Raw genomic sequence first — 26,483 nt, forward strand, 5'->3', positions numbered from 1 at the left:
GGGGGAGAGCGTTAAAAACGCTCTCCCCTTTTTGGTCCAAATGGCCCGCCGTACACAAACGGCCAGGAGGTCTTTTGGCAGGCCTTACGGCTAAGAAAGAGAAGAAAATGGGAGAAGTAAGCTTACAGCAGGTGTACCGCGACTACCAGACCGGCGAACACGATGGAAACCATGCTGGTGAGCTTGATCAGAATGTTGATGGAGGGGCCGCTGGTGTCCTTGAAGGGATCGCCCACGGTGTCGCCCACCACGGCGGCCTTATGGCAATCACTGCCCTTGCCGCCATGGGCGCCGCTCTCGATGTACTTCTTCGCGTTGTCCCACGCGCCGCCGGAGTTGGCCATCATTACAGCCAGCACAAAGCCGGTAACGGTGGTGCCTGCCAGCAGACCGGCCACGCCTTCCACGCCCAGGATCAGACCCACCACAATGGGCACGATCACCGCGATCAGGGCGGGCGCCAGCATCAGCTTTTGAGCGCTGCGGGTGCACATGTCCACGCAGGAGGCATAGTCCGGTTCGGCCTTGCCTTCCATCAGACCCTTGATTTCCTTGAACTGGCGGCGGACTTCCACCACGATGCTCTGGGCTGCCTTGCCCACCGCATCCATGGTCAGGGCTGCGAACAGGAAGGGCAGCATACCGCCGATAAACAGGCCGATCAGGGTGGTGGGGTTGGTGATGGACAGATCCAGCACAATATCCGGATCGATCTGATGAACCTTGTCAATGTAAGAGGCGATCAGGGCCAGAGCAGTCAGCGCCGCGGAGCCGATGGCGAAGCCCTTGCCGGTGGCGGCGGTGGTGTTGCCCAGGCTGTCCAGCGCATCGGTGCGCTGACGCACCTGCGCGGGCATGTGGGTCATCTCGGCGATGCCGCCCGCGTTGTCCGCAATGGGACCGTAGGCGTCGGTGGCCAGGGTGATGCCCAGGGTGCTCAGCATACCTACGGCGGAAACGCCCACGCCGTACAGGCCCATGTTGAAGTCTTCGGCACCGCCGCTGCAGAAGTAGCTCAGCAGAACCGAAATGCCCACGATCACAACGGGGGCCACGGTGGAGAGCATGCCCAGCGACAGGCCGCTGATGATTACGGTTGCGCTGCCGGTCTCACTGGAGGCCGAAAGCTTTTTGGTGGGAGAGTAGCTGTCCGAGGTGTAGTACTCGGTGAGCGCACCGATGATTACACCGGCGGCCAGGCCGCTGATCACCGCGATGAACACGCCGGTGGCATGCTCGGCGGGCAGCAGCCAGTGGACGGCAAACCAGGCGCAGATGGCAATCAGCACGCTGCTGATGTAGGTGCCGGTGCGCAGAGCGGTCAGCAGATTCTTCTGGCTGGCGCCCTCCTTGGTCTTGACGAAGAAGGTGCCCACGATGGAGCACAGCACACCCAGTGCGGCCAGCAGCATGGGAACGCCCACGCCCTGCATGCCGAAGCCCGCAGCCACGGCCAATGCGCTGGTGGAAACGATGGAGCTTACATAGGATTCATACAGGTCGGCGCCCATGCCAGCCACGTCGCCCACGTTGTCGCCCACGTTGTCGGCGATAACGGCGGGGTTGCGGGGGTCATCCTCGGGAATGCCCGCTTCCACCTTACCCACCAGGTCGGCGCCCACGTCGGCTGCCTTGGTGAAGATGCCGCCGCCCACACGGGCGAACAGCGCCATGGAGGAAGCGCCCATACCGAAGGTGAGCAAGTTGGAGGTGATGTTCTGAATCAGAATTTCCTGGCTGGCCACCGGATCAATGGCAGTGTACCAGAAATGCAGGAAGAAATACCAGATGCTCAAATCCAGCAGGCCCAGGCCAACCACCGTGAAGCCCATGACCGAACCGGCGCTGAAGGCTACCCGCAGGCCCTTGTTCAGGCTGCCCGAAGCAGCGTTGGCGGTGCGGCAGTTGGCCATGGTGGCGGTGCGCATGCCGATAAAGCCGGACAGGCCGCTGAAAAAGCCGCCGGTCAGGAATGCGAAGGGAGTAAAGAAGCTCAAAAAGCCCAGGAAAGCCATGATCAGAAGGATCACAAAGACCACCGCAAAGAAGATAGCCACGCCCTTGTACTGGCGCTTTAAGTAAGCGGTGGCGCCGTTGCTCACTGCGGCCGAGATCTTGGCCATCTGGGGAGTTCCCTGAGGCTCTTTTTTGACCCGGGCAAACATTGTTGCCGCGAACAGCAGGGCAAGCACAGCGCCTGCCGCAACAAAATACATTGCGCTCATGATCGAATGATCCCTCCTTGTTCCAAAAGCCCGGCAAGCCGGGAGATACAGGGCGAAACCGATTCCGAAAAATGAAATCCAAATTTCGCCGTTGCCTTCATTATAGAACAAAACCCCCGGAAAAACAAGAATGATGCACAAAATATTTTTTAGTTAGTAGAATATTTTGTAAAAATAGTTGAAAACGTATTTCCTTTATCAAACGAAAGGATTATAATAGACTAAACACAATGGATGACCAGGCGGTTCAGCCGATTTTCTTGGGAAAAATGGTTGCATCTCCCAAAAGTTTTCTGCTACAATTTGATAAAGTGAGAAAGCAAGGAAGGGCGGGACGGCATGAAGCGAGGGCTTGTACTGGCGGGCGGCGGCGCCCGGGGCAGCTACCAGGTCGGGGTCTATCAGGCGCTGGCCGAGCTTGGCTGGCGGCCGGATGTGATCACCGGTACCTCGGTGGGCTGTCTGAACGGGGCAATGTTTGCCACCGACCAGTGGGCCACTGCCCGGGATATGTGGATGACCATCGACACCCGACAGGTGATAACAGACCCGCCGGACCCGGATCAGGGTGTACTGAATTTCTGGCAGGAGACGGTGCGCTGCGGCGGACTGGATGTGTCCCCGCTGGAAAGCATTGTGGACCGGGTGCTGGATGAGGACGCCCTGCGCGCCTCCCCCGTCGAATTCGGTCTGGTCACCGTGAACAAGCGTACCCTGCGCCCGCTGGAGCTTACCGCCCGGGAAATCCCGCAGGGGCAGATGAGGGATTATCTGCTGGCCTCTGCTGCCTGCTTCCCCGCCTTCCGGCCCCGGGCCATTGAGGGCAAGGAGTTTATCGACGGCGGCTATGCCGATAATATGCCGGTGGGTTTGGCCCGCCGCATGGGTGCCGAGGAAGTGGTGGCCGTGGATGTGGACGGCATCGGTGTGACGCGTCGGCTGCCGGATGATATCCCGGTCATTCTGATCCGCAGCCATTGGGAGCTGGGCGCGATTCTGACCTTCGATCCCCGGCAGGCCGAGCGGAACATTGCTTTGGGCTACAACGATACCTACCGGGCCTTCGGCCGAATCCTGGGCACCGGCTACAGCATCCAGGCCGGGCAGGAGCGGGCCCTTGCGGAGAGCTTTGTTCGCCCCTATGCCGAGCTGCTGCGGCGGGTGATGGGAGCCAATCCCTCCCTCACCTTCACTGAGCAGGCGGCGCTGGGCGGGCTGGAAAAGCAGGCGGCTACCGCAGCCGCCCGAACACTGGCTCCGCTGGAGCGGGCCTGTGAGCTGGCCGGTGTGGCGCCGGAGCCGGTCTACACCGCACATCAGCTGTTTGACGCATTTTTGCAGCAGGTGGACCCACAGGTCTGCCTGCGGTTTGCGCCCCTGTTTGAAGAGGGGGCGGGTATTTGCATCCGGGAGTCCGCCCAGGCGGCCGCCGCCCCCGGAGAGTTTTTGCAGGCGCTTGTGGCGGCGAGCCTGCGCAGATCCCAGGGAGGTGAGGTTCCATGAGAAGATTCACAGGCATCAGCGCATCGAAAGGGCTGGTCATGGGGCCGGTCCACCGGCTGCATCACGGCACCGCCGGATTGGTGCGTGTGGTCGGTCTTCCGGTGCGCGAGCAGGCTTTGTTTGATGCGGCCGTGATCCTGGCCAAGGAGGAGTTGCACGTTCTGGAGGAGAAAACCGACGGTACCCAGCAGGCTATTCTTATGTTCCAGCGGATGATGCTGGAGGATGCGGGCCTGCTGACACAGGTGGCTCAGCGTATCGCGGACGGCGATGGCGCGGCCGCGGCCATGGAATGGGTGGGCAGGCATTATGCCGCCACGCTGGAAAATCTGGACGATGAATACATGAGCCAGCGTTCGGTGGATGTGCTGGACGTTTGCCGCCGGGTGGTGAACATTCTGGACGGCGAGCCCCGCAAGGCGCCCGAGCTGGAGGTGCCCTGCATCCTGGTGGGCGAGCGCATCTTCCCCAGTGACATCATCAGCATCGACCGGGCCAAGATTCTGGGCTTTGCCACCAGCGGCGGCAGCATCCAGAGCCACGCGGCAATCATGGCCCGCACCATGGATATTCCCGCCGTGGTGCAGCTGGGCAATGAGATGCTGGATTACAGCGAGGGGCAGGCCGCCATTCTGGATGCCTACAACGGAGATATGATTGTAAAGCCGGACGCGGACGCCGTGCGCTACGCCCAGCGGCGGATCGTGGGCGAGGGCATGCTGAAAAAGCGGATGGCCTTCCTGAAGGATCAGCCCTGCGTGACCAAGGACGGTACCACCGTGACCCTGCTGGCCAATTGCTCCAGTCCCACCGACATCCGGGCTGCCATGGATGCGGGCGCAGACGGCGTGGGTCTGCTGCGCAGCGAGTTCGTCATCACCGGCGATCACATCCCCGGAGAGGATGAGCAGTACTATTATTATATGACCTGCCTGGAGGCCGCTGCCGGCCGTCCGGTGACCATCTGCACCTTTGACATCGGAGCGGACAAGCGGGTGGCCGATCTGGAGGATACCATCAATTATTCCCCGCTGGGTATGCGGGGCGTTCGGCTGCAGCTGAGCCACCCGGAGCTGTTTGTCACCCAGATGCGTGCGCTGCTGCGTACCGCGCTCAAGGGTGATCTGCGCATCATGTTCCCCATGATTACCGGCCCGGCGGACTGGAAGGAAGCCCTGGAGCTGGTGGAGGTGGCCAAGAGCCAGCTGCGCCGGGAGGGGGTACCCTTCAATGAAAAGGTTCCGCTGGGTGCTATGATCGAGGTTCCCAGTGCCGCCCTGCTGGCCGATGAGATTCTGGCGGACCGCTGCTCCTTCGTGCACATCGGCACCAACGATCTGACGCAGTACACCTATGCGGCTGACCGGCGGGACAGCCGGATGTCCGGTTATTTCACTGGCTGGCCCCACGCGGTGGGCCGCCTGATCGATATGGTGGTGGCTGCTGCCTGGAGCCAGGAGCTGCCCGTGACCATCTGTGGCGTGAGCGCCACCGACCCGGATACCGCTGAGCGGTTCATCCGCCAGGGTGTGCGGGGGCTGTGCATGGAAGCCCGCAGCCTGATGCAGATCAAGGCACACCTGCTGGAGCTGGACCTGAACCAGCCGCCCCGCTTCCAGCGGTAACTTACACATAAAGGCAATCCCCTGCCCCGCAATGTGCGGAGCAGGGGCATTTTTTTGCATATTTGCGCATATTTGAGCGAAAATGCGCGGGCGTTGCAAAAGAAAATGAAGAAATTTGATTGTTTTTGATAGAAAATGCTTGAATTCGCCAAACGTCTGTGCTATAGTGAAACCAGAACAAGAGAAACGGGCAAAGGGGGCGGCGGAATGCTGGCGGAAAAACGGTTTGCAGTAATCCTGGATGTGCTGGCCAAGCGCCGGGCGGCTACCGTCACCGAGCTGGCCCAGCGGCTGGATACCTCGGAATCCACCGTGCGGCGGGACCTGATGATTCTTGCGGAGCAGGGCAAGCTGAACAAGGTGCATGGCGGAGCCACTGCGGTGGATGCCACCTTTGAGAGCGGCGAACCCACCATGAGCGCCAAGGAACATCTCAATCAGACCCAGAAGGACCAGATCGCCCGCTATGCGGCGGCTCAGATCCAGCCGGATGATGTGATCTTTCTGGATGCGGGCAGCACCACGCTGCGGATGCTGGAGTACATGGAGCCCAGCGACGGACTGCTGATTGTAACCAACGGTATCCTGCATGCCCAGCGGCTGGTGAACAAGGGCTTCAAGGCCTATATCCTGGGCGGCATGCTCAAAACCGGCACCGAAGCCATTGTGGGCGCGGGCGCCGTGCAGTCCCTGAGCCATTACAACTTTACCAAGGCCTTTATCGGCATCAACGGCATCACCGTGGGCCAGGGCTACACCACGCCGGACGTGGAGGAAGCTCAGGTCAAATCGATGGCGCTGCGCCAGGCCTATATCAAATATGTGCTGGCAGATTCGTCCAAGTTCGGGCGGGTATCGGCGGTCACGGTGGCCCCCATCGATCAGGCCTGCATCGTTACCGACCATCTGCCGGATAAAAGCTATCGCAAACATGCAGTGATTAAGGAGGTAGAAGGGTTATGATATACACCGTTACATTCAATCCCGCGCTGGACTACGTGGTGCGCATGGATGCGCTGGCCCTGGGCCAGGTGAACCGCACCGTCAGCGAGGATGTGCAGCTGGGCGGCAAGGGCATCAATGTGTCCTGGGTGCTGCGGGAGCTGGGCCACGAGAACGTGGCGCTGGGCTTTGTGGCCGGGTTCACCGGCAAGGCCATTGAGGACGGCCTGGCCGCCAAGGGCGTTGCCACCGACTTCATTCATCTGCCCGCCGGTCTCACCCGCATCAACGTGAAGCTGAAGGCCGGTGAGGAGACCGAGATCAACGGCAAGGGCCCCGACATCAGCGCCGAGGCGCTGGAGGAGCTGTTCCACAAGCTGGACGCTCTGGGCGAGGGCGATGTGCTGGTTCTGGCCGGCAGCATCCCCGCCAGCATGCCCAGCGATGTGTACGAGAGCATTCTGGCCCGTCTGGAGGGCAAGAATGTGCTCTGCGCGGTGGACGCCACCCGGGATCTGCTGGTGAATGTGCTCAAGTACAAGCCCTTCCTGATCAAGCCCAACAACCACGAGCTGGGCGAGATCTTCGGCCGGGTACTCACCACCGATGAGGAGATTCGGGAGTGCGCCGAAAAGCTGCAGCAGCAGGGCGCGCGCAACGTGCTGGTCAGCATGGCCGGCGACGGTGCAATGCTGCTGGACGAAAACGGCGGCTGCCACCGCCTTGCCGCCTACAAGGGCAAGGTAAAGAACTCGGTGGGCGCGGGCGACTCCATGGTGGCCGGTTTCCTGGCCGGTTATCTGGACAGCGGCGACTACGCCCATGCACTGCGTGTGGGCAGTGCCGCGGGCAGCGCCACCGCCTTCTCGGATGTGCTGGCCACCCGAAGCGAGATCGAGGCTCTTTTGAACCAGGCATAAGCGTGCATCGCGGAACCCAAAATCGCACGCCTGCAAATAGATCGTATCCCCCTGAAAAAGAATGAGAGAAAGGAATCGAGTATCATGCGTATTACGGATTTGCTCAGACCGGAAAGCGTGGAGCTGCATACCAGCGTAGCGAATAAAGAAGCAGCCATCGATAAACTGATCGGCCTGCATGTGGCCGGTGACAATCTGGCGGATGTGGAGGCCTACAAGAAGGCCATTCTGGCCCGTGAGGCCCAGAGCAGCACCGCCATTGAGGCGGGCATTGCAGTGCCCCACGCCAAGAGCGAGGCGGTCAAGCGCCCCGGTCTGGCGGCTATGACCCTGGACAACGGCGTGGACTACGGCGCCATGGACAAAAAGCCCAGCGACCTGTTCTTCATGATCGCCGCTCCCATGGACGGCAACCTGCATCTGGAGATTCTCAGCCGCCTGATGGTTCTGCTGATGGACGGCGACTTCACTGCCAAGCTGCGTGCTGCTTCCACTGTGGAAGAGTTCATGAAGGCCATCGACGACGCCGAGAGCGCCAAGTACGGTGATACCAAGCTGCCCAAGGTGGAGACCGTGAACGACGATGCCTCCGCTCAGCCTGCTGAGGAGGCGAAGGCCGAAGGCTACCGGGTGCTGGCTGTTACCGCCTGCCCCACCGGCATCGCTCACACCTACATGGCTGCCGAGGCTCTGGAGAAGGCCGGCAAGGCCATGGAGATTCCCCTGAAGGCCGAGACCAACGGCTCCGGCGGCGCCAAGAACGTGCTGACTGCTGAGGAGATCGCCGCGGCCGACGGTATCATCGTGGCTGCCGACAAAAACGTGGAGACCGCCCGCTTCGACGGTAAGCGCGTGCTGTTTGTTCCTGTGAGCGAGGGCATCCATCATCCTGAGGAGCTGATCCGCAAGGTTGTGGAGAAGCAGGTTCCCATCTACCACTACTCCGGCGCGGTGGAGACCACCGATACCGCCAAGAACGAGAGCATCGGCCGTCAGCTGTACAAGCACCTGATGAACGGCGTTTCTCATATGCTGCCCTTCGTGATCGGCGGCGGCATCCTGATCGCTCTGGCCTTCCTGCTGGACGATTACTCCATTAACCCTGCAAACTTCGGCATGAACACCCCCGTGGCGGCCTTCTTCAAGACTGTGGGCGGCGTGGCCTTCAACTTCATGCTCCCCATTCTGGCGGGTTACATCGCCATGAGCATCGCCGACCGTCCGGGTCTGGCCGTGGGCTTTGTGGGCGGCAGCCTGGCAGCCGTGGGCACCAGCTTTGCCACCATTCTGGACCCCAGTGCCACTGCGGTTCCCGCCGGTTTCCTGGGCGCTCTGCTGGCTGGTTTTGTGGGCGGCTACTTCATGCTGGGCCTGCGCAAGGTCTGCGATAAGCTGCCGGACAGCCTGGAGGGTATCAAGCCCATCCTGCTGTACCCTGTGATCGGCGTGCTGTTCATGGGCCTGTTCATGTGCCTGGTGAACCCCATCATGGGCGCTATCAACAACGGCCTGATCGCCTTCCTGAACAGCCTGGGCGGCACCAGCAAGATCCTGCTGGGCGCTGTTCTGGCCGGTATGATGAGCATTGATATGGGCGGCCCCTTCAACAAGGCTGCTTACGTGACCGGTACCGGCGCCATTGCCACCGCCGCTGCCGCGGGCGCTGCTCAGGGCGCCATTGAGTACCAGATGATGGCCGCCGTTATGGTGGGCGGCATGGTTCCCCCGCTGGCCATCGCTCTGTGCACCACCTTCTTCAAGAAGAAGTTCACTCAGGATGAGCGCAAGTCCGGTGTGGTAAACTACATCATGGGTCTGTGCTTCATCACCGAGGGCGCGATTCCCTTCGCTGCCTCCGATCCCCTGCGCGTGATTCCCAGCTGCGTGGTCGGCAGTGCCGTTGCCGGTGCGCTGAGCATGTTCTTCGGCTGCAGCCTGATGGCTCCTCACGGCGGCATCTTCGTGTTCCCCGTGGTCACCAACGTGCTGGGCTACGTAATCAGCCTGGTGGTGGGCAGCCTGGTTGGCATGCTGCTGCTGGGTGTTCTGAAGAAGAACAAGGAGCAGTAATTCCAAACTCTTGTACGCAATGCCGCCCGCGCGGTGCGCGGGCGCTTCACAACCATCAGAATCAAACAAATAAAAGGAGAAAACTGTTATGGTAAGCAAGATGACCAAGATCGTAAACCCCATGGGCATGCATATGCGTCCCGCCGGTATGTTCGCTCAGGAAATGATGAAGTTCAACAGCGACGTGGTGCTGGTGTTCAAGGATAAGGAGATCAACGCCAAGAGCATCATGAACCTGATGGCCGCCTGCATCAAGTGCGGCAGCGAGCTGGAAGTTCGCTGCACCGGTGACGACGAGCAGGCCGCCCTGGACAAGGCTGTGAGCCTGATCGAAAGCGGTCTGGGCGAGTAATCAGCAAACGAACAAACAACACGCGGCGCCCCGGTCCACCAGATGGGCCGGGGCGCACCTGATAAAAAAGCCGACGAGAGGGGCACAAAGACCATGTTAAAGGGTACAGGAGCGTCCGCCGGTGTGGGCATTGGCCATGCGCTGGTGGTAAAAGAGCAGAATTTGGATTATTCCGCGGTGCAGTTCGCGGGTCAGCAGCAGGAGACCGAGCGCCTGAAGGCGGCTGCCTCTGCTGTGAGCCAGCGGCTGAGCAACATGGCGGCCGAGATGACCGAGAAGGTGGGCGAGCATGCCGCCGAGATTCTGTCCGGCCAGATCATGATGCTGAACGACCCGTTCATGATGGGTCAGATGGAGGAACAGATTGCTGCGGGCAACGTGGCCGAGGCTGCGGTGGACACCGTTTGCCAGACCTTCATCGCCATGTTCAGCGGCATGGAGGACGAGCTGATGCGCCAGCGCGCCACCGACATCGGTGACCTGCGCGCCCGTCTGCTCAAGCAGCTGCTGGGTCTGCCGGATGTGGACCTGGCTCATGCCCCCGCCGGCACCGTGATCGTTGCCAAGGACTTCACCCCCAGCATGACCGTTGGCATCAGCCGGGAGAACGTGGTGGGTATTATCACCGAGATCGGCGGCCGCACCAGCCACTCCGCCATTCTGGCCCGCGCGCTGGAGATCCCCGCTGTGCTGGGCGTGCCCGGCGCGGCTGACACCATCCAGAACGGCGATTCCATTGCCATGGACGGTGAGTTCGGCCATGTGTATGTGAACCCGGACGAGCGGACTCTGAAGGACTACGAGGCCCGCCGCGAGGAATTTGAGCATCAGCGCCAGATGCTGAAGGCTTACCTGAACAAGCCCACCGTGAACGCGGACGGCCGCGCCGTGGGCCTGTATGCCAACATCGGCAAGCCGGAGGACGCCCAGGCTGCGCTGGAGAAGGGCGCCGAGGGCATCGGCCTGTTCCGCACCGAGTTTTTGTTCATGGACCGGGACAGCCTGCCCACCGAAGAGGAGCAGATGAACGCCTACCGTCAGGTGGCGGCGCTGTTCGCAGGCAAGGAGGTCATCATCCGCACCCTGGACGTGGGCGGCGATAAGGAGATCGACTACCTGCACATGAAGAAGGAGGAGAACCCCTTCCTGGGTCACCGGGCCATCCGTTACTGCCTGGATAACCCCGAGACCTACATGATCCAGCTGCGTGCTCTGCTGCGCGCCGGTGCGGACCACAAGAACATCAAGATCATGCTGCCTCTGGTCACCGGCCTGGAGGAGATTCGCGCCGCAAAGGCTATGCTGGAAAAGGCCAAGAAGGAGCTGGCCGCCGAGGGTCTGCCCTTTGACGCCAACGCACAGGTGGGCGTGATGATCGAGACTCCCGCCGCCAGCCAGATTGCCGATCTGCTGGCACAGGAGGCCGCCTTCTTCAGCATTGGCACCAACGACCTGACCCAGTACACCCTGGCAGTGGACCGGGGCAACCCGGATGTGGCGTCTTTGTACACCCACTTCCATCCCGCTGTGCTGCGCAGCATCGCCAATGTGATCAAGGCCGCCAAGAAAGCCGGCATCCCGGTGGGCATGTGCGGCGAGGCTGCCGCCGATCCCGCTCTGATTCCCCTGCTGCTCAGCTGGGGCCTGGATGAGTTCAGCGTGAGCGCCAGCGCCGTGCTGGCCACCCGCCGCACCATCAGCCTGTGGAGCCAGCAGGAGGCGGACGACGTGCAGGCCGAGGCCATGAACCTTTCCAGCGTGAAGGGTATCCAGGGCTATCTGGCTTCCATGATCAAAAAGTAATTTTCAAAAAATGCAGGTCTGAAACGACCTGCATTTTTTTGCTGCGAACGCCCTGTTGTGCTATACTGGTAACATACAAAAGCGAATCGTTTGAAGGAGAAGTTTACCCATGCGTCTGCCCATGAATCCGGCCGTCACCGGCCTTACCCTTTCCGGCATCCGCCGGTTCACCGCCCTTGCCGCCCAGACCCCCGGCTGCGTGAAGCTGACTCTGGGCGAGCCGGAGTTCGACACTCCCCTGCCCATCCGGCAGGCGGCGCAGCAGGCGCTGGAGCAGAGCGATACCCACTACCCGCCCAACAATGGCCGCGCTGAGCTGCTGGAGGCACTTTCCGCCTTCAGCGAAAAGCAGGGCCTGCACTATGCACCGGAGGAATTTGTGGTCACCTGCGGGGCCACCGAGGCGCTGCTGTGTGCTTTGTCCGGTGTGGTGGATGTGGGCGACGAGGTGCTGGTGCCCATCCCCGCCTTCGGCCTGTATGAATCTCTGATCGGCCTGTGCCGGGGCGTGTACAAGCCGGTGGACACCGAGCCCTATGGTTTCCAGCTCAGCGAAGAAGCGCTGAACGCCGCCGTGAGCGAGCGCACCAAAGCCATCATCCTCACCAGCCCCAACAATCCCACCGGATGTGTCTATACCAAAGAGAGCCTGGACGCGGTGGCAGCGCTCGTCCGCCGCACCGGCATCTATGTGATCTGCGATGATGTGTACTGGCAGCTGTGCTACACCGATTCTTTCGGCCGCTTTGCCGCCCTTTACCCGGACCTGCGGGAGAACATCATCGTGGTGGAGAGCTTCTCCAAGCCTTATGCCATGACCGGCTGGCGGCTGGGCTGGCTGGCGGCGGACGCGCCGGTGAAGCAGCAGCTGCAGAAGGTGCACCAGTACAGCGTGGTCAGCGTGACCAGCTTCTCCCAGACCGCCTGTATCACCGCGCTGGAAAGCGATGTGAGCGCCATGCGCCAGAGCTACCGGCAGCGGCGGGATTATGTGTACCAGCGTCTGTGCAAAATGGGCCTGCCGGTGAACAAGCCGGAGGGCGCGTTCTACATCTTCCCCTGCATCCGCCAGTTCGGCATGAGCAGTGAGGAGTTCTGCACCCGGCTCATTCAGGAGGGCGGGCTGGCCCTTGTGCCGGGCAGCTGCTTTGGTTCCGAGGGCTATGTGCGGCTTTCCTACTGCTGCGCGCAGGACCAGCTGGAGGAGGGCCTGGACCGTCTGGAGGCCTTTCTGAATCAGCTCACAAAAGAAAAGCAATAAGAGAACGCAGAACCGGCCGGCCCCATGATCGGGGCCGGCCGGTTCTGCATTTGTATCAAAAGAGAGGATCGCAAAATGAAAATCAGGCGCGGGCGGTCCAGCGGGCCAGCTCCTCGTCGGTGGCCAGCACGTAGTGGGTGCCGCCCAGATGCTGCTGCTTGCCCGCCAGGTAATCCACTCCGGCGGTGCGGTAATCGTAGCTCTTGGCCACCCGGCCCCGTTCGGTGCGGGGGTCCGGCTGGGGAATGGCGCTGAGCAGGCTCTGGGTGTAGGGATGTACCGGATTGTTGAAGATCTCTTCGGTGGTGCCGGTCTCCACCAGATGGCCCAGATGCAATACGCCGATCCGGTCCGAGATGTATTTCACCATGGACAGGTCATGGGCGATGAACAGGTAGGCGGTGCCGGTTTCCTCCTGCAGGTCCTTCATCAGGTTCACCACCTGGGCCTGGATGGAAACGTCCAATGCGCTGATGCATTCGTCGGCGATGATCAGCTTGGGGTCCATGATCAGCGCCCGGGCAATGCCCACGCGCTGGCGCTGGCCGCCGGAAAACTGGTGGGGGTAGCGGTCCGCGTGCTCGGGGGCCAGGCCCACCTTTTTCAGAATCGCCGCCACCTTTTCCTGGCGCTCGGCACGGCTGGAGTACAGGTGATGGATGTCCAGACCCTGGGCGATGATCTCCCCCACCTTTTTGCGGGGGTTCAGGCAGGCCATGGGGTCCTGGAAGATCATCTGCATCTGGGTACGCAGCTGCCGGTTCTGCTGGGCGTTCAGATCGCCGGAAATGTCCATGCCGTTGAACAGAATCTGCCCGGCGGTGGGCTTGTACAGCCGGATTACGCTGCGGCCTATGGTGCTCTTGCCGCTGCCGCTCTCACCCACCAGACCGTAGGTCTCGCCCGGATAGATCACGAAATCCACACCGTCCACCGCCTTCACGGTGAACTGGTGGCTGCCCTTGAAGTACTGCTTCAGGCCCTTGACTTCCAGAAGGGGTTTTCTTTCTTCCATTGTCAGATTCCCTCCTTTTTCATCCGCTCAATGCGGGCCTTCAGCTCGGGCGGCATCTCCACCTTGGGCGCCCGCTCATCCAGCAGCCAGCTGGCCGCGTAGTGGGTCTCGCTGATTCGGAACAGGGGCGGGTCCAGCCGCTCGTCGATGTTCAGTGCGTAGGCGTTCCGGGGCGCAAAGGCGTCGCCGGGCACCGGATGCAGCAGGTTCGGCGGAGAGCCGGGAATGGTGTAGAGCCGGTCGTCCTCGGTGTCCAGATCCGGCATGGCGCTGAGCAGGCCCCAGGTGTAGGGGTGGCGGGGATCGTAGAAGATCTCGTCGATGGTGCCCGCCTCCACGATGCGGCCCGCGTACATCACGTTCACGAAGTCCGCAACCTTGGCCACCACGCCCAGGTCATGGGTGATGTAGATGACGCTGATGCCGCGCTCGGCCTGGATGCGCTTGATCAGCTCCAGGATCTTGGCCTGGATGGTCACGTCCAGCGCGGTGGTGGGCTCGTCGCAGATGAGCACATCCGGGTCACAGGCCAGGGCGATGGCGATGACCACGCGCTGGCGCATGCCGCCGCTGAGCTGGTGGGGATACTGGCGCATCCGCTTTTCCGGCTCCTCAATGCCCACCTCGGTGAGCAGACGCACGGCCTTGTCCCAGGCTTGCTGCTTGGGGGTCTTGTAATGCCAGACCATGCCCTCCATGATCTGCTTGCCGATGGGCATGGTGGGGTCCAGGCTGGTCATGGGGTCCTGGAAGATCATCGCGATCCGCTTGCCGTTGATGTGGCGGCGGATGTCGCGGGTTTTCATTTTCAGAATGTCCACGGTGGCGGGGGTGCCGTCGTTGTGGCGGTAGTTGTATACGATGCTGCCGCTGTTCACCACACTGTTGGAGGCCAGGATACCCATGGCCGCCTTGAAGGTGACGGACTTGCCGCTGCCGCTCTCGCCCACCACCGCCAGGGTGGTGCCCCGGGGCAGGTCAATGTTCACGCCGCGGATGGCGTTCACCGGGCCTGCGCCGGTCTTGAAGGTGATGGACAGATCCCGAATGGACAATACGGTTTCCTTTGCATTGTTTTCCATGGTCTGTCACCTCACATTTCCTTCAGTTTGGGGTCAAAGGCTTCCCGCAGGCCGTCGGCCAGCATGTTGAAGCAGAGCATCAGCAGCGACATCACCACGATGGGAGGAACAATCTGGTAGGGGTGGGTGGTGAAGCTGTTGAAGGTCTCGCTGATCAGGCTGCCCAGGCTGCACTGGGGAACGGGAATGCCCAGGCCCACGAAGCTCAAAAAGGCTTCGGTAAAGATCGCAGTGGGGATGCTGAACATCAGCTGGGTGATGATCTGGCCGATGATGTTGGGCAATACTTCCTTGAAGATGATCAAAAAGCTGCCCGCGCCCAGGGTACGGCTGGCCAGAACGAATTCCTGCTCCTTCAGCTTGAGCATCTCGGCCCGGGCGATACGGCTCATGTTGATCCACTCGGTGATGACCAGCGCGATGACGATGGTGGTGAAGCCGGGCTTGACCACCAGAAGCAGCAGCGTCACAATCACCAGACGGGGAATGCCGTTGTTGATCTCCACAAAGCGCTGCATGATGGTGTCCACCCAACCGCCGAAGTAGCCGCTGATCAGGCCGTAGCACATGCCGATGGTCATGTTGATCACGGCGGACACAATGGCGATGCCCAGGCTGACCCGAGTGCCTTCCCATACGCGGGTGAAGATGTCGCGGCCCAGGGTGTCGCTGCCGAACCAGTAGTAGGTGTCGGTCAGGCCTTTTTCCTCGTATTCGTTCACCACGCGGCTGCCGGTGGTGGTGGTGAGCACCTCGTCGCCGTTGAAGATGCCCAGGTTTTCAATCACTGGGATGCGGGGCGCGAAGTTCTTTTCGCTCAGGGTCTGGCTGGAATAGCTGCGGCCGCTCAGACTGGGGCCGATCACCGCCATGACCACAATGATGAGAATGAGCGCCAGAGCAATGACTGCGCCCTTGTTGGAAACAAAACGGTGCAGCACGTCGTGCCAGTAGCCCTGGCTGGCGAAGTTTGCATCCAGATGATCCTCACGGCTGCTGCGCAGGGTGAAATCCTCCGGCCGCAGGTCCGGGAGATCGGCCCGGGTGCCGGCGGGAATGGTTTGTACCTGATTCATACCTTCGCCACCTTCTTTCTGCCGAACAGTACCAGCCGCCAGCGGGCAAAGAAGCCCATGCGGCCGCCCTCACCGGTTACCCGGATGCGGGGGTCGATCACGCCGTAGAGCAGGTCCACCACCAGCATGATGCCAATGTACATGGCGCTGTAGATGAAGCTCAGGGCGATGACCACGTTGTAGTCGTTGGACTGGATGGCCGTGACCAACAGGCTGCCCACGCCGGGAATGGAGAAGATCTTCTCCACCACCAGGCTGCCGGTCATCAGGTCCACGATCAGGGGAGCCAGCACGGTGATGATGGGAATCAGCGCGTTGCGCAGCGCATGACGCAGAATCAGCGGAGCGCCGTTGATGCCCTTGCTCTCGGCCAGCAGCATGTACTCGCTGCCCAGCACCTCCATCATCTCGTTGCGGGTGAACCGGGCAATGGAGGCCATGGTGAACATGCTCAGCGCGATGCTGGGCATCACGCTGGAAAGGAACGGCGTGTTTGCGGAGTACAGCATGGGCAGCCATTTCAGCCGGAAGCCCAGTGTGTAGCTGAGCGCCAGGGCAAATACATAGCTTGGCACCGAAACGCCCAGCACCGAGATGGCGGTGCACAGGCTGTCCAGCCAGGTGTTGTGGTTCAGTGCGGCGATCACACCCAGAATGAGCCCCAGCACCGCGCCCAGGGCAACGGCCATGCCGCCCACCTGAATGCTGATGGGAAGGCGGGTCTGAATGAGCTGGCTGATGGGGGTGTTTTTGCTGATGTTGTAGCTCACGCCGAAATCACCCTGCACCAGGTTGGCCACATACCGCCCGAACTGGACCAGCACCGGCTGATCCAGACCGTATTTTTCGTTCAAGACGATGCGCTGGTCTTCGGTGAGCTTCTCGTCGTTGAAGGGGGAGCCGGGCATGAGCTGCAGCAGGCAGAACAGCACCAGCGTAATGGCCAGAAGGGTGAATACCGAGATGAGCACTCGTTTCAGAATATAACTTTTCACAAGCGATCTCCCTCTTTTGATACAGTCTTTTGATACAAGAAACCCTGAACGGGGCCGGGCGCCGCAATGCGCCCGCCGGACAAAAAAGCCGCACAAGCTTCCCTTGCCTTGCAAAGCCAAGGGAAGCTGTGCGGCATAAAATTCAGGGGGTTATCGGAATTGTCCCGCCCGCGGAACGGGCGGTTCAAAGGGCCTTAGCCCTTGGTGGCGCTCTTGAACACGCGGTTCAGAGCAACGGGGTGGAAGTCCACGCCGGTCACATTGGACTTGATCATGCAGGCATCGGCCTTGGTGTAAACGGGAACGATAACAGCCTCGTCCATGATGATCTTCTCCGCGTCGTACAGGGCCTGCCAGCGAGCGGAAGCGTCGCTTACGTACTGGCCGGTGGTGCAGTCGGCGATGATGGCGTCGTACTCGGCATTGCTCCACTTGCCGTAGTTGTTGTTGTTATCGGTGATCCACATGTTCAGGTAGGTCATGGGATCGGCGTAGTCGGGGCCCCAGCGGGTCAGGCAGACTTCGTAGTTGCCTTCCTGGATGTCCTCAACGCGCTGCTTCTTGGGCTCAACCTTGATCTCCATGGTCACGCCGGGCAGGTTGGTTTCCACCTGCTCCTTGATAACAGCGGCCACGTTCTGGGATTCGGTGGTGTCCTCCACCAGCAGCTGGAAGGTGAAGGTATCCTGGCCCAGCTCAGCCTTGGCGGCTTCCAGGTACTCGGCAGCCTTGGCGGGATCGTCGCTGCAGACATCCTGGAACATGGTCTGATCTTCCGAGAAGTCGCTGCCGTCCGGGCCGGTGGCAAACTGCGGGGGAACGGCGGTGTAGGTGGCCAGAGAGCCGTCCTTCACCACGTCCTCCACGATGGAGGTACGATCAATGGCGTGGGTCAGAGCCAGGCGCAGATTCTGGTTGGCCAGAGCGGGTACACCGTCCATGTTCAAGGTCAGGTACCACAGGTAGCCGGCGCCGTGTACGCTCAGCTCAGGGTCGCCCTGAACCTGGTCCACCTGGTCGCCGCTCAGCTTGACGATGTCCAGATCGCCGTTCTGGTAGCTCATGAAGGCCTGCTGGCTGTCCTTGATGACCTGGTAGTTCAGGCCGTCCAGCTGGACCTTGTCAGCGTCGTAGTAGTCGGGGTTCTTCACCAGGCTGAAGGACAGAGCCGCGGGCTCGTAGCTGTCCAGAATGAAGGCGCCGTTGCTCAGCACGGTGTCCGGGCTGGTTCCGAAGGTGCCCTCAGCCAGGCCCTCATAGAATGCCTGGTTCACCGGGTAGAAGGTGGGGAAATACATCAGGTTCAGGAAGTAGGGAACGGGAACGGTCAGCTCCACCTGCAGGGTCTTTTCGTCCACTGCGGTGACGCCCAGCTCGCTCTTATCCATCTCGCCGGCGATGATCTCGGCGGCGTTCTTGATCTGGCCGATGTCGCTCATCATGTAGCTGTACTCGGAGGCGGTGGCGGGATCAGCCGCGCGCTGCCAGGCGAACACGAAGTCGTTGGCGGTAACGGGATCGCCGTTGGACCAGTTGGCATCCTCACGCAGGTGGAAGGTGTAGGTGCAGCCGTCCTCGCTCACCTCGTAGCTCTCGGCAATGGCGGGAACGGGCTGACCGTCCGCGTCCATCTGCATCAGGCCGTCGGTGAAGTCGGCGATTACCTCAAAGCTGGTGCCGTCGGTGGCCAGCTGGGGGTCCAGCGAGGCGACCTCGACCTCAGTCATAACATTCAGCACGTTGCTGCCGGTTGCGGCCGCAGTGCCGGAAGAGGACGCCGCGGTGGAAGTGCCGCTGGCTGCAGCGTCGCCGCCGCCGCAGGCGACCATGCTCAGCGCCAGTGCACCGGCCAGTGCGGCGGCGCCCATGCGTTTCCAAAGTTTCATGTGTGTGTGCTCCTCTCTTTTTGGATTGGATCTTCGCAAACCCCTTGAAACGAAAAAAGAGCAGGCAGCCCGGCGGGAATCTGCCCGCCGGCCCCTGACATCTCTGTCGTTGTTTAGCGTTATACTGCGCGAAAGTGATAAAGTCAAACAGTGAGAAAGTATTTTGTGAAAATGCATAGGGATACAAGTGAAAAAAGTGTGAAAACAGGCGATTTGCTGGAGATATGTCCTTGATAAGCAAACAAAAAATCCCATAGAACTGCTTGCAATAACAAGGGCAAGCAGTTCTATGGGGAATTCAAGAAAAAAGTGTATTCAGTTCAAGAACAGTAGCAGTTCGTCTGCAGCGAGTCCGGCGGCCAGCACGCTTTCGTCAAAATCGAAGGTATCCGCATGCAGAGGAATACCGGTTCCGGTGCCCAGCAGCAAAAACAGACCGGGCAGCTGCTGCTGATAGAAGGAAAAATCCTCCGAGATCATCAGCGGTTCGTCCAGCACCTGGAGCTCAGCCAGGGCGGTGCGAGCCTGCTCAAACAGGGCCTGGTCGTTGCGCACCGGCGGATAGCCGGCCGAGAAGGCGATGGTAAAGCTGCAGCCGGTTTCCCGCTCGAGGGTGTTGGCCAGATCCCGCAGCATGGCCTCGGCGGCGTTGAACATCTCGTCGGAATAGACCCGTAGGGTGCCCAGCAGCAGGCTGGAGTCGCTGATGGCATTGCGGGCCTGACCACTGGTCAGCTTGCCGAATTTCAGCAGGCGGGGCTCCTCCGCCCGGCCCAGCAGCTCCATCCGCCGGTAGCTCTCGCACAAAAAGGCGGAAGCGGCATACAATGCATCCCGTCCCTCGTGGGGCTTGGCCACGTGGCTGCTTTTGCCGGTTACGGTCACGGTCACCTCACTGGAGCGGGCCAGCAGCGGACCGGGTCGGCTGGCGATGGCTCCGGCAGGCAGGTCCGGCCAAAGATGCCAGCCGAAGATCCGGTCGCAGTGGTATTCTTCAAACACGCCGCTGTCGCACACCAGTTTTGCGCCGCCGGTGGTCTCCTCGGCGGGCTGGAACACCAGCAGCACGTTCCGGGGCAGCTTGTCCAGCACTTCGCTCACCCGCCCGGCCAGCGCCAGCACCATGGCCATGTGGCCGTCGTGACCGCAGGCGTGCATTTTGCCTTCGTGGCGGGAGGCGTAGTCGCAGCCGCTGCGCTCGGCGATGGGCAGAGCGTCCATATCGGCCCGGAAGGCAGCAGTGTGGGGCTTGCCTGCGTCAAAGTAGGCGCACAGGGTGCTTTCGCAGGGCGAAAACAGGGTGCAGGGATACTGCTCCAGCACCCGGCGGATATAGGCCAGGGTTTCGGGCAGGTCAAAGTCGGTTTCCGGGATCTGGTGCAGGTCCCGGCGGTATTGGGTCAGCAGCTGCTGCGTCATGAAATGTCTCTCCCCTCTCAGCCGGTGGCATAGCATGGTACGCCGGCTTTTGTTTGCGTTTTGCTCCTATTATAAGGCACCCGGCCCGGATGCACAAGCGCGGAAACGCCGGGGAAAAGAAGGAAAAAGCCGTTGACTTCACCTTGATAGCGTGCTATGATGCAGATATATGGATAGAGGCGCGGGTGCGATGAACCCCACAGGAGCCGGCAGGCACGGAGCGTGGGGCGGGGCAAGCCCGCCGAATCGGCGCATCCGGGCACGGCGGCGCCGATGGGGCCCCGGGGAATACCCGCGGCACTGTCCGCGGAAGGACCGCGGGGGCGCTATCTTACCTGTAAGCGGTGGTATTGTCCACGCGCCGGTAAGGCCGCAGCGCCCTTCCGGCGCGTTTTTTGTTGTATGCAAGCTTACAAATAGAGAGAGGAGCAGCCGTTATGACCGCAAAGAATCTGAAGGGCTCCATCGTGGCCCTGATCACCCCCTTCCATGAGGATGGAAGCGTTAATTTTGAAAAACTGGCCCAGCTGGTGGACTTCCACCTGGAAAACGGCACCGATGGTTTGCTGATTCTGGGCACCACCGGCGAGAGCTCGGCCATGAGCCATGAGGAGGACGACGCAGTCTGCGAATTCGTGGTCAAGCGGGTGGCCGGCCGGGTGCCGGTGATTGCGGGCAGCGGTTCCAACTGCACTCAGACCATGCTGGAAAAGAGCCTGAGCTTTGAAAAGCTGGGGGCGGACGGTCTGCTGCTGATCACTCCTTACTACAACAAGACCAATGAGGAGGGTATGTACAACCACTTCAAGACGGTGGCGGATGCAGTGCATATCCCCTGCATTCTGTACAATGTGCCCGGCCGCACCGGCTGCGGTATCTCCGAGGATGTGGTGCGCCGCCTGTCGACCCATCCCAACATCATGGGCATCAAGGAGGCCTCCGGCAACCTGAGCTACACCGCCAAGATCGCCCGCTATGTGAACGAGGATTTCGCCCTCTATTCCGGCAATGATGATATGGTTCTGCCCATTCTGTCGCTGGGCGGCAGCGGCGTGATCTCGGTGCTGGCCAACATTCTGCCCCGCCAGACCCACGATATGGTCATGAACTATCTGAACGGGGACCGGCAGAAGGCGCTGGAGACCCAGCTGGGCCTGCTGGACGTGATCAACGGTCTGTTCCTGGAGGTAAACCCCATCCCCGTGAAGGAGGCCATGAACCAGATGGGCATGGATGTGGGTGGTTATCGCCAGCCTCTGGGGCCCATGGGTGAAGCCGCAAAGGCCAAGCTGACCGCTGCCCTGAAGGCTGCCGGACTGGTTTGAGCGCAGGGGTTTGAAAAATGGCCGGGAATGTGGCATAATAGAACGGCCAAAACAAAGCAACAAGGTGGGAAAAGACACGTGAACGCAGAACAGATTATTCAGTACATCGCAAACGCCGAGAAGAAGACCCCGGTGAAGATCACCATTCAGGAGAAGGAGCCCCTGAACTACGGCTCCGCCAAGGTGTTCGGCACCGGTGCCAAGATCGTGTTTGGCGACTGGAAGGAGCTTGGCCCCATTCTGGAGGCCAATGCGGATAAAATTGAGGACATGGTGGTGGAAAACGACTGCCGCAATTCGGCCATTCCCCTGCTGGACCTGAAGGGCATCAATGCCCGCATCGAGCCGGGCGCCATCATCCGAGAGCAGGTGGAGATCGGCGACGCGGCGGTCATCATGATGGGCGCCATCATCAACATTGGAGCTGTCATCGGCGAGGGCACCATGATCGATATGGGCGCTGTGCTGGGCGGCCGGGCCACGGTGGGCAAGCATTGCCATGTGGGCGCGGGCGCGGTGCTGGCCGGTGTGGTCGAGCCCGCCAGCGCAAAGCCGGTGATCCTGGAGGACGACGTTCTGGTGGGTGCCAACGCGGTAGTCATCGAGGGCGTGCATGTGGGCGAAGGCGCGGTGATTGCCGCCGGCAGCGTGGTCATCGAGGATGTGCCTGCGGGCGCTGTGGTGGCCGGTGTTCCTGCCCGGGTCATCAAACAGAAGGATGAAAAAACCACCCAGAAAACCGCCCTGCAGGACGCCCTGCGTACCCTGTAAGCAAAAGGCCCGGCGCTGCCGGGCCTTTTTTGACGGATCAACTTTTTGTATAATCAAATAAATAATATACAAGAAAGGGGGATCAAGATGAAAAAGAAGGTTCTGGTTATCAGCGCCAGCCTGCGGCCGGGCAGCAATTCCCATGCACTGGCCGAGCAGTTTGCCGAAGGTGCACGGCAGGCGGGCCATGAGGTGGAGCTGGTGAGCCTGCGGGACAAGGAGATCCGGTTCTGCCGGGGCTGCACTGCCTGCCAGAAAACCGGCAGCTGTGTGATTCGGGACGATGTGGCCCCGCTGCTGGAAAAGCTGCGCGCTGCTCAGGTGGTGGCCTTTGCCACGCCCATCTATTATTACGAGCTGTGCGGCCAGCTGAAAACCTTCCTGGACCGTACCGAGCCGCTGTACGGGAGAGAGAACGCCTTCCGGCAGGTGTATCTGCTCAGTGCGGCCGCTGAAACCGAGGACTTTGTGCCAAAGCGTGCGGAAAGCGGTATCCAGGGTTGGATCGACTGCTTTGAAAACCTGGAACTGGCAGGCACCGTATTTGCGGGCGGCGTGCAGGGTCCGGGCGAGATGACCGGACACTCGGCACTGGAACAGGCCCGGGCTATGGGAGCGGCCATTCAATAAAAAAGAAAGCGGGCGGGATCTTTCGATCCCGCCCGCTTGTTCTTTAAAATTATCGTTTTTCTGCACGGAAGAACAGGGCGACGGTGCCGGGGCCGGAATGGGCGCCGATCACCGGGCCGATGGTGGAAATGCACACCCGTTTTACGCCCAGAGCGGCGATCTTGTCGGCCACATAGCGGCAGTCCTCCAGGCAGTCGCCGTGGCTCACAAAGACCACCTGCTCGCTGCGGTCGTAGGTGCTGGCGGCGAAGTGCTTGACCAGAGCGTCCAGGCTGGCCTTGCGCCCGCGCACCTTTTCCATGGGGATCAGCTTGCCTTCCTCGTCCACATGCAGCACCGGCTTGATGCCCAGCAGGGTGCCGGCCACCGCCGCGGCGCCGCTTACGCGGCCGCCCCGCTTCAGGAACATCAGGTCATCCACCGTGAACCAGGCGCAGATGGACTGGCGGTTTTCCACAAACCAGTCTGCCACCTCACGCAGGCTCTTGCCCTCGTTTTTCAGGCAGGCGGCATAATACACCGCCAGGCCCTCGCCCATGCTGGCCTGCAGGGTATCGATCACCTCGATGGTGCGCTCGGGGAACTGCTCCCGCAGATCCTCAGCAGCCAGACGGGCGGAATTGAAAGTGCCGGAAAGGCCGCTGGAGAAGGCCAGGTACAGAATGTCCTTTCCCTGCTCCAGAACAGGGGTAAAGGTATCCAGGAAATCCGCCTGGTTGATCTGGCTGGTGGTGCTCACCTCACCGGCTCGCAGCCGGTCGTAGAATTCCTTGGGCGAAAGCTCCCGGTTATCGGGATAATTACGGTAATTCTTGCCGCCCAGCGTAAAGACCAGAGGCATTACCTCCACCTGCATCTCCTGTACCAGTTCCACCGGCAGATCGGTGGTGGAATCGGTGAACAACACATATTCTGCCATGAAAAAACCACTCCATTTCCTGTTTGCGGGCTCCTGCCCGCTTGTGACACTGCCCGCAGAAGATACAGGGCGAGGAATCACTGTAAAAAAATTGTAGCACACAATGGCCGGAATTTCCAGCGTTACCAAAAAACGAACCCGCCGCGGCATTCGCCGCGGCGGGTAAAAAAGAAATTCAGGTTTCTTTCCGGCGGTGAAGCCAGTCCAGAATGCGCTGCTCACCGTACAGACAGACAAGGCCCAATGCGCCCATGACCACAAAGATCACAATGGGAACAAGAAGACCACCGTCGGCCAGGCTGCTTCCGGCCACCGTGCTGGTGACCACACTGGGGATGCGCGCCAGGGTGCAGATGAAGAAGAACTCCCCCGGCTTCACCGGCAGAAAGGGGCCGATGTAGGTGAGCATGTCCTTGGGGGTGCCGGGCAGGAAAAACAACAGGTACAGCGCCCGCCGCGCCCGCTGCTCATCCTGCAAAAAGCGGTACTTGTGAAAGGCCTGGGCGGGAACGGCCTTTGCGCCCAGCAGCTTCATGGCGGCATAGATGAACATGCTGCCCAGCAAAATGCCTGCCAGACAGATGAGCAGGCCGCCCACCGGGCCGAACAAGGCGCCAGCCATCAGCTCCACCGGCTCGCCGGGAAGGACGGCCACAACCACCTGCAGAATCTGCAGCGCCAGGAACACCAGAATCCCCCAAATCCCCTTGCTCTGCACCCAGCCGATGAACTGGTCCCGGGCGGCCTGGCTGGTCAGAATGGCCCACAGCTCATCGCGGAACGCCAGCACAGCCGCGCCGCCTGCCAGGCAGACCAGCAGCAGAGCTGCAGCCGCGGCCCAGCGGCGGGCACGGGGGGATGCAAGGGGGTGGTTCATAGCGCAAAGGTCTCCTTTCACAAGGAATGGAAATTACTCCAGATCGCCGGTCAGGGTCATTACTGCGGCCAGGGCGGCAATGGGTGCAGTCTCACACCGCAGAATGCGGGGACCAAGGCCCACAGGGGTGGCACCGGCATCAATGAGTGCCTGGGCCTCCTCCTCGGAGAAGCCGCCCTCTGCCCCGGTGATCAGAGCGATGCGGCCGCCTTCGGCGGGCACGCACTGGCGCAGCGGACGGCCGCCCTTTTCGTAGAAAAAGAGCACCGCATCAAATTCACAAAAGCGCCCGGGCAGCTGGCTGATGTTCAGCGGCAGCTCCACCTGGGGCAGAATGCCCCGGCCGCACTGCTTGGCAGCCTCGGCGGCAATGCGGGCGTAGCGCTGGTTCTTCTGGTCCTCCTTTTTGGGAGTCACCACGCAGAACCGGCTGAAAAAGGGCACGATGCGCTCGGCGCCCAGCTCCACGGATTTCTGCAGAATCAGCTCCAGCTTATCCTGCTTGGGGTAGCCCGCGAAGACGGTAACCTTCGCCTTGGGCTCGGCGGTGCAGGGCCGCTTGCCGGAAACGGACAGGGTCACCTCAGCCGGCTCGATGGCGGTGATCACGCCGTCGTAGTCAAAGCCTGCCCCGTCGCACAGGATGACCTGCTCGCCGGTCTTTGCCCGCATCACCTTGCCCAGGTGGTGGGCGTCCGCCCCGGTAATCCGGGCGGTATCGCCGGAAATCTCACTGGTAAAATAGCGGTGCGGCATCTCAGGCTTCGCCCCCGTTTTTGCACAGGATGGCCACCCAGCCGTTCTGCTCGCGCACCTCGACCACGTTCAGACCGGCGGCGCGCAGGCCTTCCACCACCTCGTCCCGGCGGGTATCGATCACGCCGCTGGCAATGAAGGTGGCGCCGGGAGCCATCAGAGCGGGCACATGGGGGGCCAGGCTCAGGATGGCGTTGGCCACGATGTTGGCGGTGATGATGTTGTAGGTACCGGTGGCCTTGTCGGACAGATCGCCGATCAGCACCTTCAGCTTGTCATCCACCCCGTTCAGAGCGGCGTTCTCACCGGCGGTGCGCACGCACATGGGGTCGATGTCCACGCCCTCGGCGCTGGCCGCGCCCAGCTTCAGAGCCGCAATGGCCAGAATGCCGCTGCCGGTGCCGATGTCCAGCATCCGCTCGCCGCCCTTCACCAGGCCGTCCAGCACCTCCAGGCAGAGGGCGGTGGTCTCGTGGGTGCCGGTGCCGAAGGCCATGCCCGGGTCCAGCTTGATGACCACACGGTCGGTGTCGAATTCCTCCCAGCTGGGCACGATGGCCAGCCGCTGGCCGATGGTCAGGGCGTGGTAATAGGCTTTCCAGCCGTTCTCCCAGTCGTCCTGCTCCACGCCCTCGGCGGCCAGCGTGTAGTCCACCTCAGCGGCGGCCAGGCGGCTGCGGACCAGCTCCACCACCTCGGCGGGGTTCTCGTCCGGCGCCAGATACAGATGCACGATCACCTTGGTGCGGTCCTTGTCCAGCAAATCCTGCTCGATCAGGTCCACGTGGGCGATCTGCTCCACCTGGGTCTCCAGGTCGGAATAGTCCTCAATGTAGATGCCGCCGCCGGAGATGCCGGTGGCGATGGCCTCGGCGGTGTCTGCCTGGGCCTTGGGTACGGTGATGCGGATATCGGTCCACTGCATAGATCAAAACCTCGGTTTCTTATATATAGTATTCTATATTATAGCATTTTTTATGGCCGGTTCGTGAACAGCCCATGAAAAAATACGCCTGCCCGGCCAGGCCAGG

Annotated in this window: 22 protein-coding genes and 1 riboswitch; of the genes, 11 read left to right on the forward strand and 11 right to left on the reverse strand. The window is 61.2% G+C overall.

The genetic code is table 11. The features are described 5' to 3' along the window. Nucleotides 1–122 precede the first annotated feature (122 nt). On the reverse strand, nt 123–2,225 hold the full coding sequence (locus PH256_RS10105) for a sodium-translocating pyrophosphatase (protein ID WP_087184846.1): 2,103 nt from the start codon (nt 2,223–2,225) through the stop codon (nt 123–125). Between the two features lie 339 nt (nt 2,226–2,564). Here PH256_RS10105 and PH256_RS10110 point away from each other — a divergent pair, with 339 nt between their 5' ends. The 8 genes from PH256_RS10110 to PH256_RS10145 all read left to right on the forward strand — a co-directional run bounded on the left by PH256_RS10110 (nt 2,565) and on the right by PH256_RS10145 (nt 12,701). Beyond that, nucleotides 2,565–3,728, forward strand: a complete 1,164-nt coding sequence (locus PH256_RS10110) for a patatin-like phospholipase family protein (RefSeq protein WP_270914046.1) — start codon at nt 2,565–2,567, stop codon at nt 3,726–3,728. Beyond that, on the forward strand, nt 3,725–5,353 hold the full coding sequence (gene ptsP / locus PH256_RS10115; RefSeq protein ID WP_087184844.1) for a phosphoenolpyruvate--protein phosphotransferase: 1,629 nt from the start codon (nt 3,725–3,727) through the stop codon (nt 5,351–5,353). Before PH256_RS10110 ends, ptsP (PH256_RS10115) begins: the two co-directional genes overlap by 4 nt. A 207-nt stretch (nt 5,354–5,560) precedes the next feature. Then, complete coding sequence (locus PH256_RS10120; protein WP_087184843.1) at nt 5,561–6,316, forward strand: DeoR/GlpR family DNA-binding transcription regulator; 756 nt, start codon at nt 5,561–5,563, stop codon at nt 6,314–6,316. Beyond that, complete coding sequence (gene pfkB / locus PH256_RS10125; protein ID WP_087184842.1) at nt 6,313–7,215, forward strand: 1-phosphofructokinase; 903 nt, start codon at nt 6,313–6,315, stop codon at nt 7,213–7,215. The genes PH256_RS10120 and pfkB overlap by 4 nt, the downstream gene beginning before the upstream one ends. A gap of 84 nt (nt 7,216–7,299) precedes the next feature. Then, nucleotides 7,300–9,285: a PTS fructose transporter subunit IIABC gene (locus PH256_RS10130; protein WP_087184841.1), complete on the forward strand. Its 1,986-nt coding sequence runs from the start codon at nt 7,300–7,302 to the stop codon at nt 9,283–9,285. 88 nt (nt 9,286–9,373) lie between these two features. Then, nucleotides 9,374–9,637, forward strand: coding sequence for an HPr family phosphocarrier protein (locus tag PH256_RS10135; RefSeq protein WP_058963390.1), 264 nt, complete (start codon nt 9,374–9,376; stop codon nt 9,635–9,637). Between the two features lie 93 nt (nt 9,638–9,730). After that, nucleotides 9,731–11,440 (forward strand): phosphoenolpyruvate--protein phosphotransferase, encoded by a 1,710-nt coding sequence (gene ptsP / locus PH256_RS10140; RefSeq protein WP_087184840.1) that lies wholly within the window; start codon nt 9,731–9,733, stop codon nt 11,438–11,440. A gap of 109 nt (nt 11,441–11,549) precedes the next feature. Continuing rightward, on the forward strand, nt 11,550–12,701 hold the full coding sequence (locus tag PH256_RS10145) for a pyridoxal phosphate-dependent aminotransferase (protein WP_270914047.1): 1,152 nt from the start codon (nt 11,550–11,552) through the stop codon (nt 12,699–12,701). A gap of 82 nt (nt 12,702–12,783) precedes the next feature. On the opposite strand, the gene PH256_RS10150 is transcribed toward PH256_RS10145, so the two are convergent. The 6 genes from PH256_RS10150 to PH256_RS10175 form a co-directional block, all read right to left on the reverse strand. Next, entirely contained in the window at nt 12,784–13,716 is a 933-nt protein-coding gene (locus PH256_RS10150; protein WP_270914049.1) for an ABC transporter ATP-binding protein, read from the reverse strand. A gap of 2 nt (nt 13,717–13,718) precedes the next feature. Then, nucleotides 13,719–14,798, reverse strand: a complete 1,080-nt coding sequence (locus tag PH256_RS10155; protein ID WP_270914051.1) for an ABC transporter ATP-binding protein — start codon at nt 14,796–14,798, stop codon at nt 13,719–13,721. Between the two features lie 11 nt (nt 14,799–14,809). Beyond that, entirely contained in the window at nt 14,810–15,874 is a 1,065-nt protein-coding gene (locus PH256_RS10160) for an ABC transporter permease (RefSeq protein ID WP_270914052.1), read from the reverse strand. After that, nucleotides 15,871–16,869, reverse strand: coding sequence for an ABC transporter permease (locus PH256_RS10165; RefSeq protein ID WP_087184835.1), 999 nt, complete (start codon nt 16,867–16,869; stop codon nt 15,871–15,873). Before PH256_RS10165 ends, PH256_RS10160 begins: the two co-directional genes overlap by 4 nt. Nucleotides 16,870–17,063: 194 nt before the next feature. After that, entirely contained in the window at nt 17,064–18,755 is a 1,692-nt protein-coding gene (locus PH256_RS10170) for a peptide ABC transporter substrate-binding protein (RefSeq protein WP_270914053.1), read from the reverse strand. 315 nt (nt 18,756–19,070) lie between these two features. Further along, nucleotides 19,071–20,174 (reverse strand): amidohydrolase, encoded by a 1,104-nt coding sequence (locus PH256_RS10175; RefSeq protein ID WP_270914054.1) that lies wholly within the window; start codon nt 20,172–20,174, stop codon nt 19,071–19,073. A gap of 166 nt (nt 20,175–20,340) precedes the next feature. Continuing rightward, nucleotides 20,341–20,511, forward strand: a riboswitch (Lysine riboswitch). Between the two features lie 100 nt (nt 20,512–20,611). Here PH256_RS10175 and dapA point away from each other — a divergent pair. The 3 genes from dapA to PH256_RS10190 all read left to right on the forward strand — a co-directional run bounded on the left by dapA (nt 20,612) and on the right by PH256_RS10190 (nt 22,900). Next, the gene (gene dapA / locus PH256_RS10180) at nt 20,612–21,499 is read left to right on the forward strand and encodes a 4-hydroxy-tetrahydrodipicolinate synthase (protein WP_270914055.1); all 888 of its coding nucleotides are present in this window, start codon (nt 20,612–20,614) and stop codon (nt 21,497–21,499) included. A gap of 78 nt (nt 21,500–21,577) precedes the next feature. Beyond that, nucleotides 21,578–22,270: a 2,3,4,5-tetrahydropyridine-2,6-dicarboxylate N-acetyltransferase gene (gene dapD, locus PH256_RS10185; RefSeq protein WP_087184831.1), complete on the forward strand. Its 693-nt coding sequence runs from the start codon at nt 21,578–21,580 to the stop codon at nt 22,268–22,270. A gap of 87 nt (nt 22,271–22,357) precedes the next feature. Next, on the forward strand, nt 22,358–22,900 hold the full coding sequence (locus tag PH256_RS10190; RefSeq protein ID WP_087184830.1) for a flavodoxin family protein: 543 nt from the start codon (nt 22,358–22,360) through the stop codon (nt 22,898–22,900). Nucleotides 22,901–22,949: 49 nt separating this feature from the next. Here the strand turns inward: PH256_RS10190 and PH256_RS10195 are convergent, their stop codons facing one another. The 4 genes from PH256_RS10195 to prmA form a co-directional block, all read right to left on the reverse strand. Further along, on the reverse strand, nt 22,950–23,819 hold the full coding sequence (locus tag PH256_RS10195) for a DegV family protein (RefSeq protein WP_270914056.1): 870 nt from the start codon (nt 23,817–23,819) through the stop codon (nt 22,950–22,952). Nucleotides 23,820–23,994: 175 nt separating this feature from the next. Then, a complete protein-coding gene (locus PH256_RS10200) occupies nt 23,995–24,696 on the reverse strand; it encodes a TVP38/TMEM64 family protein (RefSeq protein ID WP_087184828.1) in 702 nt (233 codons plus the stop codon). 33 nt (nt 24,697–24,729) lie between these two features. Further along, a complete protein-coding gene (locus PH256_RS10205) occupies nt 24,730–25,452 on the reverse strand; it encodes an RsmE family RNA methyltransferase (protein WP_270914057.1) in 723 nt (240 codons plus the stop codon). 1 nt (nt 25,453) lies between these two features. After that, entirely contained in the window at nt 25,454–26,377 is a 924-nt protein-coding gene (gene prmA, locus PH256_RS10210; protein WP_270914059.1) for a 50S ribosomal protein L11 methyltransferase, read from the reverse strand. Nucleotides 26,378–26,483 lie beyond the last annotated feature (106 nt).

This window comes from Allofournierella sp. CML151, assembly GCF_027853465.1.
Taxonomy (GTDB): domain Bacteria; phylum Bacillota; class Clostridia; order Oscillospirales; family Ruminococcaceae; genus Allofournierella.